We start from the raw sequence: 14,290 nt of genomic DNA, 5'->3' as shown, positions 1-14,290 counted from the left end.
CATGTTGGAAGACTGGAGCGGCGACGCCAGGTTCTCCTGTAGGATGCTCACCCTGTCAATCAGTCGCGAATGTGAACAATGGAACTGCACTCGATTCTCGCCTTTACCCTGGTCGCGGCCATCGCCATCGCCAGCCCTGGACCTGCCACCTTGATGGCGATCAATAACAGCCTGGCCTACGGCCCGCGCTACGCGGTGTGGTCATCGGTGGGCAACGCCAGCGGGCTGTTCTGCCTGTCGGCCGCCGCCATGCTGGGCCTCGGCGCGTTGCTCGCCAGCTCCGAATGGCTGTTCAATGCGGTGAAAGTCCTGGGGGCCGGTTATCTGTTCTACCTGGGTGCCAAGCAGTTGTTCAAGAAGAGCCCGATACTCACCCCGGATGTGCAAGTGGATGGCACGACCCGCAAGCCATCGCGTTCAAAACTGTACAAGTCGGCGTTCCTGACGGCCATCACCAACCCAAAGGCGACGATGTTCTTCACCGCCCTGTTCCCGCAATTCATCGACCAGAGCGCCGCGCTGCTGCCGCAGTTCCTGATTCTGACATCGATATTCGCCGGCTTGTCGCTGGTGTCCTTGAGCCTGTATGCAGCCATTGCCGCCCAGGCCAAAGGCGTGTTGAGACGGCCCGAATTTTCCGTGTGGATCAGCCGGCTCGTCGGCTCGACCTTCATCGGCTTCGGCGCGGCCATCCTGGCAATGCGTCGGCCAGCCGCTTAGGAGGGGAGCTTGCTGCGTGAAATCCAGGTGACTGAACCACCGCCTTCGCGAGCAGGCTCGCTCCCACAGGGATTTGGGATCGGGCACAAGATTTGTGTTCACTGAGTATCCAATGTGGGAGCGAGCCTGCTCGCGATGAGGCCGGCCCATCCAAATCACCGCAAACTGACACGCCGCCTTCGCGAGCAGGCTCGCTCCCACAGGGATTTGGGGTCGGGCACAAGATTTGTGTTCACTGAGTATCCAATGTGGGAGCGAGCCTGCTCGCGATGAGGCCGGCCCATCCAAATCACCGCAAACTGACACGCCGCCTTCGCGAGCAGGCTCGCTCCCACAGGGATTTGGGGTCGGGCACAAGATTTGTGTTCACTGAGTATCCAATGTGGGAGCGAGCCTGCTCGCGAAGAGGCCGGCCCATCCAACATCACCGCAAACTGACACACCGCCTTCGTTGCGCCGAGGGATCTAAACCTCAAGCACCAACGGCTCGCTCCCTTGGGCCGGCACGGCGCAGCAGATCAGCACTTCACCTTCGCCCACCGGTTCGGCCGGCTGGCTCAGGTAATGCACCTGGCCACGGCTCAAGCGGGTTTTGCAGGTGCCGCAGGAACCGCCGCGGCAACTGAATTCCGGGGTCAGGCCGCGCGCTTCGGCCAGCTCCAACAGCGTTCCACTGCCAGGCTCCCAACGAGCTTCCTTGCCGGAACTGGCGAACAAGACCTTCACCGCCTCGCTCGCGGCCGGTACTTGCTGGGGCGCCGGGACACTGACTTCGATATCCCGCACAAGGGTGGAGGGCCCGAAGGTTTCCGCATGGATGCGGTCGTCAGGAATGCGCAATTTACGCAGCCCGTCATACAGCGCCTGGGTAAAGCTGCCCGGCCCGCACAGATAGAAATCGTAGTCGTTGAGCGGCAGCAGCCGCTTGAGCAGTTCCACATCGATCCGGCCTGCCAGATCGTAGCCTTCACCTGCCCCCGCCTCGGTGGGCGGTTGGCTGACCATGCGCAGCACCTGCAGCTTGTCGCCGGCACGGGCGGCCAGCTCGTCGATCTCTTCACGGAACGCCAGGTCGGCCACCGAGCGGGCGCTTTGCACCAGCCAGACCGGGCGCATGCGGCTGATGCGCTGCCCCTGGTAAACCACCTCGCGCAACATCGACAACAGCGGCGTGATGCCCACCCCCGCAGCCAGCAACACCAACGGACGGCGCTCGGTGGGCTGGACCGTGAAGTGGCCCTGGGGCGCCCGCGCTTCGATCTCATGCAGCGCCCGCACCTGTTCATGCAGATGGGACGACACCGATCCATCGCGCTTGACGCTGATGCGCAGGAAATCATCCGACGGTGCGCTGGAGACGCTATAGGTCCGGATCGACGGGGTTTTGTGCCCCTCCAACAAAATCCGCACGGGCACATGTTGCCCGGCTTCAAACCGGGGCAAACCCAAGCCATCGCTCGCCTGTAGATAGAACGAGCGAATGTCGGGGCTCTCGTCCACCACCCGCTCAACTTGCAACGAACGCCAACGGCTGCGCAGCGCCTCGGCCTGCAAGCGCTCGGCGGCCTGCTCCCAACTGCCGGTCATCAATGAATTGGGCGAGTCGCCCTCGTCCTGGTCCTTCCAACGCAGCGCGATGGCGGCCGGGCGATGGACGATGCGCTGCGGCGTGAAGCGCAGCAGCCGCTCGGCGCCCTGGAAGGCACTGATCTCGGGATCGTCCAGCAGCACTTGCGCCGAACCGCTCATTTGCAGCAGATCGCCGGTCTGGAAATCGACGAACACCAGCCCAGCCCGTGGGTTGAGCAGGATATTGCCCAGGGTGTTGAAGAACAGATTGCCGGAAAAGTCCGGGATGGTCAGCGATCCGTCTTCGTCCATGCGTACGAAGCCCGGCTTGCCGCCGCGATGAGAGGCATCGACCTGCCGCTCGCCGTCACGCACCACATAGGTGGCGATATAAAACGAATCGGCCGCCGTCACCAGGCGCCGCACCAACGGGTCCGAGACGGTCAATTGACGCGGCGCAACAGCCTGCGCATCGACAAATTGGTACTGACGCAGATTGATGTAGCGAGGGCAGTTGCCGTAGGCCTGGCTCACGGCAATCTCCAGCCCTGGGGCAAGCTGACGGCACACGACGCCGTTCATGCGATTACGTCGCCGGGTGTGCAATTCGATCCCCAGCATGCCGATGGCATCGCCCTCGCCCATGCCTTCCTGGGCCGGGTCGTTCGGCTCGGGCTCGAGGTTGATGTGCAGGGTCTGCGGATCGGGCGAGTTCATGAAGCCCGGTTGTCCTGCGCGCAGGGTCGCCCAGACATCGCCTTGGCGATCCACCGCACCCAGCACCACGAAAGGCAACTGGGCGTAGAACGCCCGGTGCTGGTCCGGCATCCACGTGCGGGCCAGTTGCCGTTGGCCGACACTGGCCATCATGTCGACGGCCCCGACGGCGCGCTGCAGGGTCAGCTCGCCTTCGTGCCAGGGCGAGGTTTGGGCTTTCACGACTTCGTCCATCAGCGACTCCTCGCACCCGCAGCATGAATGCCTGCGCCAGTGCGCTATGGTTAAGGACTCTCCGCCAGCTTCTGCACGGGCGTGCAAGTGGCTGGCGTCATCTTCTGCCCAAAGCGGCTGCGCAGGAATACGCACAAACTGCAATCCACCGTTTCATAAAATGGAACGGTGGGCTCAGGTCCTGACACGGGCGAAATGCTTGGTCAATTCGAGCAGGGTCACCCGCAACTCCGGAGGTCGCACGGGCTTGGCCAGGATTGAAATGTTCATATGGTGCAACGAATGACGAATTCTTTCGATTTCATGGCCGGTCATGATCATGGCGGGGACTTCCCAGCCCCGTTGTTCCCGAATCGCGGCGATGCATTCGGAACCGGAGACCTTCGTACCCAGGTCGAAGTCGGCAATGATGATGTCGCAGTCACTGGTCACCCCGACCCCGTCGCTGTGGGTTTCCACTTCACAGCCCCATTTTTCCAGTAGCGCTGACGTTGCCATCAGCACGTTGGCGTCGTCCTCCACCAGGCACACCCGCAAACCTTGCAAACGGCCTTGCGTGGGCACCGGCCTGTGTGCCGCGACCCTTGGCGCGACCGTTTCCAGCCCCTGGATCATCGCGCGTGTACCCTTGCCCAGCCGGGAGTCCAGCCGGATGTCCAGGTTGATCAACTGGCTGATGCGCTTGACGATGGACAACCCCAGGCCCAGCCCTTCGACGTCCTTGTCCCGGACGTGGCGTACCCGATAGAACTCCTTGAATACCTCGGGCAGATGCTCGGCGGCAATGCCCCGGCCCTTGTCGTAAATGACAATGGCGACGCCACGGCCTCTGGGACGCACGCCGATCAACACCGGTTGGCCGGGGGCGTATTTGAGGGTATTGGAGATCAGGTTCTGCACCATGGTCGCCAACAGCCCGGCGTTGACATTGACCCAGTGTCGACAAGGCCGCAGGCGCAACTCGACACCGGCCCAGCGGGCGGCTTCGGTGTTCTGCTTGACCACGTCCTGGAGCAACGTGCCCAGGTGCACGGGTTCGGCCTGCGGTTCAAGTTGGCCGTTATCGAGGGTGTAGGTATCCAGGATCGAACGAAACAGCTGCGACACGATGTGCAACGAGCGGTCGATATTGTCTACCAGTCGCAACTCTTCCTGCCCCAGCCGGGCATCGCGCAGGCAAGCGGTAAACAAACCGATCGAGTGAATCGGCTGGCGCAAGTCATGGCTGGCCTGGGCCAGGAAGCGGGATCTTTCCTGGTTCGCGGCAATCGCCTCTTCCGAAGCGATGCGGGTACGGGTCAGCAGGATATGCGCGTAGGCAGGCACCACAATGGTGGTGACGATCAGCATCAGGAACAGGTAGGGCTGGCCACGCCAGAACGGCGTGAGCAGGAAAATCACCACCAGGGTCGCCAGGGCGATAGCGGTTGCCAGCGCCAGGTAGCGCGAGCCGAAACGCATGCCATTGCCCAACGTGACCCAGAGCAATGCAGCGTACACCGGTAGCAGTCCCTCCCCACCCACGATCAAGGCGAAGGCGAGGCTTGCATAATCCAGGGTCATCGCAAAAAGACGACGCAGGAAAAAGTGCCCGGGCCAACGCTTGATCGCCATCCGCAGCGGGACCGCGGCACCAAAGAAAAAGGCCATGTACCACAGGATCGGTACATAAGTTTCGAAATCACTGGCCAGACAGGCCACCACAATGATGTAGAGCGCGGTGCAGGCACCGACCGTCAACCTCAACGTCGCCTGATCAAGCTCGCTATTCTTTTCCGTCATAACCACAGGATTATTCCACACGAAAGGTTGTTTCAAACTTGAAACCCGAGGGAGCAGTTTAGGTTACGATGCGCGAACTTGAACTCAGAAGGATCTGAAGCATGACCTGCCGAGTTATTGTGGCCGATGACCATCCTTTGTTTCGTGAAGGTATGTTGAGAACCATCGAACGGCTTCTGCCGACGGCCACCATAGAACAAGCTGGCAACCTGGACGAAGTGCTGGCTCTGGCGCGGTCCGGCATCGAAGTGGACTCCCTGGTGCTGGATTTGCGCTTCCCCGGTATTAAATCGCTGCAGGTCATAAGCCAGTTGCGTCATGAATTCAAACGCACCTCGATCATTGTGGTTTCGATGGTGGATGACAGGGATGTTATTTCCCAGGTCATGGCGCTGGGTGCCGACGGTTTCATCGGTAAGAATATCGACCCCGCCGATATCGCCGACGCCATCATGGCGATTCGCGAAGGCGAAGTAGTGGTCAAGTATCAGGCGGAAAACGCCATCCTCGATGATGCACTTTCGCAACTGACCGCTCGTCAGCGACAAGTGCTTGGTTTGATCGCCGCCGGCAAGACCAACAAGGAAATAGCCCGGGCGCTGGGCATTTCCCCCTTCACGGTACGCATCCATGTCTCAAGCCTGCTCAAATCCCTGGGTGTTCCCACACGTTCAGCGGCTGCGGCGCAATTTCCCAACGTTCCAGGCGATGGCCGATGGTTGGGCAAACCGCAGACGTGAAGGTATGACGTCGTGAATAATCATTGAGCGTTATCCCCCCTGCCCGCCGCCAAGGCCATAGCACACTTGTACTATAGCTTCGCTCCGTACTCTCCCCCTAAGCTGAAGACGCTCTGAAAAAAGCGGCTCGAACAGCCAAACATAAAACAAAACCAACGCGCCATACAGACGCCGTGCCGTATCACTGTGCCTATTGAAAAGTTACGGCGTGCCAAGCCCGTGGATTAAATAAATCGCTCGGCGGCGCAATGCTGGATCAACTTCACCGTCTGCCCGGTTGAAGTGGAAGGGTCCTGACATCAACTCAAGGAAAGTCATTATGTCCTTCAACTATGGAAAAACACTTGGAAATGGATTGGCACTGTGCGTGCTGGCGGGCGTACTCAACGGCTGTGCAAACACCGGGGACTTGGGTAAGTTGATGAACACCCTGAACCAGGGAACCCAGAAGTACGACGTCACCTACCTCAAGCAAACGATCATTCCGGGCAAGACGACAAAAGGCCAGATCACGCAGATGTTCGGTGCGCCGACCAACGAGGAACTCAATTCGACCAGCACCAGCAACGAGTCGAACTGGACCTATGAAAAGAATGATGAGGGCCTCGATAAGTACATGAAGCTGGCCCATAAGTACGTGTCGACCGAAACGAGCCTGAAGATGTATGAAACCTCGGCACAACTGGCCAAGGCACAAACCGTGGCCAACGACGTCAGCAGCGTGACCGGCACGAAAACAGGCCAAAGCCAGACCCAGGGTTCGGTATTGACCATCTATTTCATCGACGATGTCGTGAAGTACTACAGGGTCTACTGACGCAATGGCGCCATCCGTTGGGGACAGCGCCAGCCTGCCCCCAACTTTCACCGAGGCTAGCAGCTACGCTTGGAGGCATCAAAAGTCATGAGATGCCAAAGCCGGTGGAAAAGAACAGTGAACTCGACCAGGCCACGTTACGCCTGACCGTCAGCGCCTGTGCGCTCGTGTATATCGGCATCCTGGCCGGCCTGTATCCAGAAGACGCCGCCAGCTACGTGCCCATCATTATTTACATCGGCACGTTCATTTTCGTCTCGGTGTTCCTGCGCATGATCATCAAGCGCTGGGCAGGACACTTCTTCTGGCGACGCCTGTTCACGATGCTGCATGACTACACGGGCATCGCGTTCGCCATGGTGCTGGGAGGTGAAACTGCACTGCCGATCTACGCAGCACTGCTCTGGGTAACCTTGGGTAATGGCATGCGTTTCGGCTCGCGCTACCTGGCGCTGGCAACCGCTATCGCGCTGGCGACCCTGGTGGTGATTTTCTGCCTTCAGCCCTTCTGGCGTACCCAGCCCTACATGTTCCTCATGCTGATCGTCACCACCATCGTGGTGCCAGCCTATGCGCATATCCTACTGACCCGTACCCGTATCGCTTCGGAAGAGGCGATTGCCGCGAACCAGGAGAAGTCGCGCTTCCTCGCCCAGGCCAGCCACGACCTGCGCCAACCGATCCACTCCATCGGCCTGTTCACCGCCTGCCTGCGTGACGCCAGGCTGGGCATGGAAGAACTGCGGCTAGTGGACAATATCGACCGCTCGCTGCACACCGTCTCGCAGTTGTTCCGTTCGATCCTCGATATCTACACCCTGGACCACGGCAAGCTCGTACCGCAGGCCGACACCATTCACTTAGGGACTCTATTGCAAGAAGTGGTCAAGCAGAACACCGAGGCAGCTCGCTGGGCCGGGGTCGAACTGCGCCTGCGCACCTGCCCTCATTGGGTCAACGTCAATCCAGGCATGCTGACCACAATGGTCCAGAACCTGCTGTCCAACGCCCTCAAATACGCGCCTGGCCAGCCGGTGTTGATTGGCGTACGGCGCCGGGGCAAGCGCCTGGCCGTGGTGATCTACGACAAGGGCCGTGGCATCGCCGCCGAACATTTGCCCGAAGTGTTCAAGGAGTTCTACCGCGTGCGCCATGTCCGAGACAAGGATGTCGAGGGCCTTGGCCTGGGCCTGTCCATCGTCAAGCGCATCAGCCAGATACTCGACGTCGATATACACATCCGCTCCAAGGTCGGCCAAGGCACCCAAGTGGCGATCAGCGGCCTGGAGCTGGCGGCGCCAAGGGCCATGGAGCCCAAGGTGACGCCCGTCCAGCATCGTCTGGACGGATTACGGGTGTGCTTGGTAGAGGACGACGCCAACGTTCTGATGGCGACGTCGGCACTTCTGGAAAAATGGGGTTGCGAGGTTGAAACCCACAGCGACGGCGAGGGACTGACCAGCGATGGCGACATTGTCATCGCCGATTTCGACCTGGGCACGAAAGTCTCGGGCGCCGAGTGCATTGCCGCGATACGCGAGCAGCGCGGCTGGCAAGTCCCGGCGTTGGTCATCACCGGGCATGAGATCGAGCGGATACGTCAATCGCTGCACAGCCTGAACATCTCGGTGCTGGCCAAGCCCGTGCGGCCGCCGGAGCTGCGAGCGGTATTGCTCGAGCTCGTCAAGCGCATGGATCGCAAGGGCGTGGACTCAGCTCACATCAACCCACCCAGCCGATAGCCGTCTTGGGAATCACCTCGGACTCGTCGAGCTTGGACGCAAACATACTCACCGCATCGAGGGCATCGGTGGTCCCGTTCCGGATCTGCACGATGACCGATCCAGCCTGGTCCGCCAGGGTGACGCCACGCAAGGCGCCCTCATGGGTGACGTTCATGCTCGCGACGGCATCGCGGGTTTCGGAGAGGATCATGCCGATCATTTCGGCAATCTCCGACGTGGAGCGACTGGTGCGCCCGGCCAGTTGCCGGACCTCGTCGGCCACCACCGCGAAGCCCCTCCCCTGGTCGCCGGCTCGGGCCGCCTCGATGGCCGCGTTGAGGGCCAGCAGGTTGGTCTGGTCGGCAATGCCGCGAATGGTGTTGACGATGGCGGTGATCTCTTCCGAACGCGCTCCCAGTTGCCCAACCAGGCGCGCGGAGGCGCCGATGTTGTCGGCGATCTCGCGCATTTCCTTGGCGGTTTGATGGATCACCAGAGCGCCCTGTTCAGCCACGCGCTCGGTCTCGGCGGAGATGTGGTAAGCCCGGGACGCGCCGCGGGAATCCTCTTCGAATTTCTCCACCCGCTCGGTGATGTCGCTGGCGAACTTCGCGATTTTGCACAACTTGCCTTCGGCGTCGTAGACCGGGTTGTAGCTGGCTTCCAGCCAGACGACTCTGCCGTTCTTGCCGAGGCGCTTGAATTGACCGCTGAAAAACTCACCGGCGTTAAGACGACGCCAGAAATCGCTGTACTCCGAGCTGCCCACCAGGCTCGGTTCACAAAACATCCGGTGGTGCTTGCCCTTGAGCTCAGCCAGTGAGTAATTCATCACATTCATGAAGTTGTCGTTGGCGGTCAGGATGTTGCCGCCCAGGTCGAATTCGATCACCGCCATGGCCCGGTCGAGGGCCGCCAGCCGGCCACGGGTTTCGGCCTCAGTGGCCACTTTGACAGTCACATCGAGTGCGTACTTGACCACTTTCGCGACGCGGCCTTGTTCATCGAGTACCGGGTTATAGCTGGCTTCCAGCCACACGTTCTGGCCTGAAGCACTGCGGCGCTGAAACGTGCCGGACACGAATTGACCGGCGCGCAACTGGTTCCAGAATTCACGGTATTCGGCGCTGCCCGCCAGCGCCGGGGTGCAGAAATCCCGATGGGACAGGCTGGTCACTTGCTCCGCACGGTAGCCCATGGTTTTCAGAAAGTTCTCGTTCGCCCGCAGCACCTTGCCGTCTGGACTGAATTCGATAACCGCCATCGACCGTTCAAGGGCGCCGACCAGTCCTTTGTAGGTTGTCAATTCGGCCGTCCTAGCCGTCAGTTCGTTTTTTAGTGTTTTATTAAACATGACGTACCCTCGGTGAACCCTGAAAGTGACCGGACCTTCTATTCATATCGGCGGGTTGGCTGGGGGCTGAACGGTACGGCGTAATTATGTTTCGGCGCCAAAACCCACCGAATCCATCAACCAGCTTCTAAAGGCCTGCACTTTTGGCGAATCGGCCAGTTCATGAGGGGTGACGAAATAGAAGCCCAGGTCGGACCTCAATCGCAGATCAAAGGGGGCTACCAGTCGTCCAGCCCTCAGGTCATCCTCGACATAGGTTGAGCGACCGATGCACACACCCAGGCCGTCCACTGCTGCCTGTACGGCCATCATGGCCAGGTCGAATGTCAGCCGGCTGCCTTCGGCCAGTTTTGTGGGTTGGCCGGCGGCGCTCAGCCACGCGCTCCAATCGCCGCTGGTCACCCCGCTGATTTGCAACAACGTGTGCTGGGCCAGGTCGTCCGGGGTCCGCAACGCGGTCGGACCGTGCAGCAACCTGGGGCTGCACACCGGGAAGATGTCATCGGCCATCAGCCAGTCGGCACGCACGCCCTTCCAGTCGCCGACACCGTAACGGATGGCCGCATCGATGCCGCCCTTGCGCAAATCCACCCGTTCAGTGGACGCCGTGACGCGCACATCGATAGTGGGACACGCCTGCTGGAACGACGCCAGCCGCGGCAGCAGCCATTTGGAGGCAAATGAAACCAGCGTACTGATCGTCAAGACACTGTTGTTGCGGCTCTCCAGCAACATCTCCGTGCAATAGCGCAACTCATGGAAGGCCGAACGAACGCCGGGGAAATAGGCCTGGCCTTCGTTTGTCAGGGCCAAACCGTCCTTGAGCCGCAAGAACAAGCGCACACCCAGCTCCTCTTCGAGCCGACGAATTTGATGACTGATCGCTGTCTGGGTGACGTTCAGCTCTTCGGCAGCCTTGGTAAAGCTCATGTGTCGAGCTGCCGATTCGAAGGCTTTCAGGCCGTTCAAGGATGGGATTCTGTCGGCCATGGCGAGGGGACGTACTCATGAGATTTTGTCATACGCTAGCACTGAAGATGTCCTTTGAAAATGTTCCGGTCTTCACGGATTCTGCCGGCATATCCCCCATTCTTGAGGAAACCATGGAACTGTACTTCGCGCCCCTGACCTGCTCGTTGTCCCCGCACATCGTGTTGCGGGAATTGGGCTTGCCCTTTGAATTGATCCGGGTCGACAACAAGACCAAGCGCACCGCCGACGGCCGCGACTTCCTTGGCATCAACCCCAAGGGTTACGTGGCCGCCTTGGTGCTGGATAACGGTGAGGTCCTGACCGAGGGGCCCGCCATCGTCCAGTATCTGGCCGATCGGGTCCCCGGAAATACACTTGCGCCGGCCAATGGCACTTGGGAGCGAGTTCGTCTGCAGGAATGGTTGAACTTCATCAGCACCGAGACCCACAGCGGCTGTGCCCCGCTGTTCAATGCCGATATCGCCGAGTCAACCAAGGCAATCTTCAAGGCAAGACTGTTCAAGCGCCTGGACTACCTCAGCCAGGCCCTTGAGCAACAGGATTACCTGATGGGCCGCTTCGGCCTGGCCGACGCGTATCTATTCACCGTTTTGACTTGGTTGCCGTTGTTCAACATCGCGATCGGCGACTGGCCGGTACTGGCGTCGTTCATGGCCCGAATCGCGGCACGTCCCAGCGTCCGGGCGGCGATGGCGGCAGAAGCGGCATAATCCATCCCAGTGCAAACTGACCCAACGCTATCGCGAGCAGGCTCGCTCCCACAAGGGTCGGCGGTGGATTCCGATTTCTTGAACGCCTCGGAACCACTGTGGGAGCTGAGCTTGCTCGCGATAGCGGAGGGTCAGTCAATGATGAGCCCACTGCCCCAACGCCATAGCAAGCAAGCCCACTCCCACCGTTTCACCGCCGGCAGGCGTTGACCGGCGGCACTCGGCCGCGCCAGGGTTGGGCGCGTTCCAGTTGGGCGGCCAGGGCCAGCAAGGTGTTTTCTTCACCAAAGCGCCCGGCAAAATGCGCGCCCATCGGCAAGCCATTGGCGTTCCAGGACAAGGGCACCGACATCGCCGGTTGGCCGCTGGCATTGAACAGTGCAGTGAATGGCGAATAACTGTGGTAGCGCTCGATCAGTTGGTCCAGGCTCATGCACACATCCTGCAGGTCCAGCTCGCCAATCCGCACCGGCTCGCGGGTCAGCACCGGGCTCAGGATCACGTCGTAATCCTGCATGAATACCGCCAACTGCCGGCCGAGGGCATGAATCCATCCCACCGCCGCGGCATATTGGGCGCCGCTGACGTTGCCCTTGTCCCGCAAGATGATCCGGGTACGCACCTCCAGCTCTTCCGCCTGCACGGCAAACCCGCGCATCTGGCCCAGCAGATCGACATAGTGACGAGAGCTCGCGCCAATGATGGTGAACACATGGTCGAAAAACTCCAGCAACCCCACCGGCAGGCTCACCGGTTCGACACGATGCCCCAGCACCTCGCACAACCGGGCCGCCTCGCCCACTGCCTGAAGGCTCTGTGGTGACGTAGGCCAAGGCCCGAGCTGCTCGACCAGGGCGATGCGCAGCGGCTTGGGATCCGCCTGCACCGCCATCACATAGGGCAACGCCTGGACCGGCGCGGCATAGGGCGCGCCCAGGTCCATCCCGGCGGTGGCATCCAGCAGTGCCGCACTGTCGCGTACTGACAGCGTGATCGCATGCGGCGTGCCCATCCCCGCCCAGCCCTCGCCCATTACCGGCCCCGACGGCATCAGGCCACGGCTGGGCTTGAACCCGAACACACCACAACAGGACGCCGGCACGCGCAATGAACCGCCGCCGTCGTTGCCATGGGCGAACGGCACCACGCGGGCCGCCACCAACGCGGCAGCGCCGCCGCTGGAGCCACCGGCACTGTGTGCGTGGCTCCAGGGGTTGCGGGTGGCACCGAAGCGCGCGGACTCGGTGGAATACGACGTGCCGAACTCAGGCGAGGTGCTGGTGCCCATCACCTGGCATCCGGCACGGCGCAGACGCGTCACGACTTCCGATTCGAAATCCGCCCGACAGTCGCCCAGCGCGCGCGAACCGTTGGTCATCGCCGCGCCAAGCACCGGCGAGAACAGATCCTTGATCAAGGTCGGCACACCGGCCAGCAGGCCTTGGCCAACCTGTGGCGTGCGCGCCGCCTGCCGGGCCGAATCGTACAAGCGCTCGGCCACCGCATTAAGCTGTGGCTCGACCCGTTCCAGGCGCTCGATGGCGGTTTCCAGCAGTTCGCCGGGCTGGACTTCGCCACGCCTGACCCACTCGGCCAGCGCCGTGGCATCTTCACTGTCCATCATTTGGTGAATGTCTTGCATACCCATGTTTCAGGTTCCTTATGTCACGACGATTGATGTGAGCCGACGGTGCTTGCTTGTCCCTGAGCCCTTCTCCGCAGGCCGACAACGACCCAGAGCAGCGCCAAGGCAAAACTGCTCAGGGCCAGCCACTGGATGGCATGACGCAGGTCGCCGGCGAAGACAATTACCAAGGCCACCACCAGCGGACTGACGAATTGGCCGATGTACAGGCACGAGGTAAACCCGCCCATGCCCCGGCCGCGGGTGCTGGCGGTCAAGGCATTCATCACCGGCGCCATCACGTTGGGCACCAGCAACCCCGCCCCCAGGCCCTGGACGAACACCGCCACCAGCACGTCGTTGTAGCTTTGCCCGCGCATCAGCAGCCACAGCCCCAACCCCATCAGGCCGAGCAGCAGCGCGTTGCAACCGGCAATGCCGAAACGCCGGCGCAGCAACGGCCACATCAGTGAACCGCCCAAGGTCGCCAGCAGGCTCAGTCCCGCGGCCAGGCCGATCATGGTGCTGGAGGTGATGCCCAGGCTGACCAACAGCGTCGGCGCCTGGATCGGCATGACGAACGTCAGGACCATGCCGCCCAGGATCATCAGGTAGCCGGCCAGCAGTGGCAGCACGGCAACCTTGGCCGGCCCCGACGCGTCGACGCGCGGCTCGGTCAGTTGTGGCTTCGCCACCGGCGGTTCCCAGAGCACTTTCAGCATCGCCGGCACCAGCAGCAACGGCAGCAGATACAGCAGGAACGGCGCGCGCCACGAATGCTCGCCGAGCACACCGCCCACCACGAAAAACAGCGCGCCCACCAGGCCGATGGTCACCACCTGGCGATTGACGTAGCGCAGCCGCTCCTCACCCTGCCAATAGTCGGCGATCAGCGTCGCGCAGCAGGTCATCACCGCCGCCTCCGTGCAGCCGAACAACAGCCGCGCGCCCACAATCGAAGGCAGGCTCTCGAGCATGGCCGGCAACGCGCCGAGCAAGGCGTAGAGCACCGTGGCAATCACCAGCAAGGCCTTGCGCCCGACCCGGTCGGCCAACCAGCCCGCCAAAGGCGCGCACACGGCAATCGCCAGGGCCGGGCCGGTGATCGCCAACGGCACCAGCAGATCGGCCCGCGGTTCCAAGGGGCCGAATTCGGCGCCCAACCTGGGCAGGATGGGCGTGACCATCACCGCGCCCATGATCGTCAGGCTGCTGCCCAGCATCAGCACCCCGCCTTCGCGCCAACCGGCCTGGCGCGACGGAGTGGCCGCCGGTGAAACGGAATTTGACTGGTTCATGGCGAGCC

The 14,290-nt window shown here is 61.5% G+C and carries 10 protein-coding genes and 2 pseudogenes; 5 read left to right on the top strand and 7 right to left on the bottom strand.

Annotation, left to right across the window (positions count from 1 at the left end; translation table 11 throughout):
* Positions 1-78 precede the first annotated feature (78 nt).
* Positions 79-720: a LysE family translocator gene (locus tag M1D99_RS14985; RefSeq protein ID WP_458132087.1), complete on the top strand. Its 642-nt coding sequence runs from the start codon at positions 79-81 to the stop codon at positions 718-720.
* A 465-nt stretch (positions 721-1,185) separates the two neighbouring features.
* On the opposite strand, the gene M1D99_RS14980 is transcribed toward M1D99_RS14985, so the two are convergent.
* Positions 1,186-3,240, bottom strand: coding sequence for a 2Fe-2S iron-sulfur cluster-binding protein (locus tag M1D99_RS14980; protein WP_458132086.1), 2,055 nt, complete (start codon positions 3,238-3,240; stop codon positions 1,186-1,188).
* A gap of 174 nt (positions 3,241-3,414) precedes the next feature.
* Positions 3,415-5,022, bottom strand: coding sequence for an ATP-binding response regulator (locus M1D99_RS14975; RefSeq protein WP_458132085.1), 1,608 nt, complete (start codon positions 5,020-5,022; stop codon positions 3,415-3,417).
* 101 nt (positions 5,023-5,123) lie between these two features.
* On the opposite strand from M1D99_RS14975, the gene M1D99_RS14970 reads away from it, so the two are divergent.
* From M1D99_RS14970 to M1D99_RS14960, 3 genes are all read left to right on the top strand, one after another.
* Entirely contained in the window at positions 5,124-5,762 is a 639-nt protein-coding gene (locus M1D99_RS14970; RefSeq protein ID WP_434576198.1) for a response regulator, read from the top strand.
* Between the two features lie 319 nt (positions 5,763-6,081).
* Positions 6,082-6,579, top strand: a complete 498-nt coding sequence (locus tag M1D99_RS14965) for a hypothetical protein (protein WP_250963690.1) — start codon at positions 6,082-6,084, stop codon at positions 6,577-6,579.
* Between the two features lie 92 nt (positions 6,580-6,671).
* Positions 6,672-8,321 (top strand): ATP-binding response regulator, encoded by a 1,650-nt coding sequence (locus tag M1D99_RS14960; protein ID WP_458132084.1) that lies wholly within the window; start codon positions 6,672-6,674, stop codon positions 8,319-8,321.
* Here M1D99_RS14960 and M1D99_RS14955 read toward each other — a convergent pair.
* From M1D99_RS14955 to M1D99_RS14945, 3 genes and pseudogenes are all read right to left on the bottom strand, one after another.
* Positions 8,302-8,775, bottom strand: a pseudogene (locus tag M1D99_RS14955) (methyl-accepting chemotaxis protein); the annotation flags it as partial. The gene M1D99_RS14960 and the pseudogene M1D99_RS14955 overlap by 20 nt on opposite strands.
* Before the next feature lie 114 nt (positions 8,776-8,889).
* Positions 8,890-9,567: pseudogene (locus tag M1D99_RS14950) on the bottom strand (PAS domain-containing protein); the annotation flags it as partial.
* Between the two features lie 174 nt (positions 9,568-9,741).
* Positions 9,742-10,647, bottom strand: coding sequence for a transcriptional regulator GcvA (locus M1D99_RS14945; protein ID WP_434576195.1), 906 nt, complete (start codon positions 10,645-10,647; stop codon positions 9,742-9,744).
* 113 nt (positions 10,648-10,760) lie between these two features.
* Here M1D99_RS14945 and gstA point away from each other — a divergent pair, with 113 nt between their 5' ends.
* A complete protein-coding gene (gstA, locus tag M1D99_RS14940; RefSeq protein WP_458132083.1) occupies positions 10,761-11,360 on the top strand; it encodes a glutathione transferase GstA in 600 nt (199 codons plus the stop codon).
* 190 nt (positions 11,361-11,550) lie between these two features.
* Here the strand turns inward: gstA and M1D99_RS14935 are convergent, their stop codons facing one another.
* Both M1D99_RS14935 and M1D99_RS14930 read right to left on the bottom strand, forming a co-directional pair.
* On the bottom strand, positions 11,551-13,008 hold the full coding sequence (locus M1D99_RS14935) for an amidase (RefSeq protein WP_434576191.1): 1,458 nt from the start codon (positions 13,006-13,008) through the stop codon (positions 11,551-11,553).
* Between the two features lie 17 nt (positions 13,009-13,025).
* Positions 13,026-14,282 carry an MFS transporter gene (locus tag M1D99_RS14930; RefSeq protein WP_434576189.1) on the bottom strand — a complete coding sequence of 419 codons (1,257 nt, stop codon included), beginning with the start codon at positions 14,280-14,282 and terminating at the stop codon, positions 13,026-13,028.
* Between the last annotated feature and the right edge of the window lie 8 nt (positions 14,283-14,290).

Source organism: Pseudomonas sp. R3-41 (genome assembly GCF_054161485.1).
The sequence above is the reverse complement of the archived record's forward strand: the minus strand, read 5'-3'. Positions and strand labels throughout refer to the sequence as shown.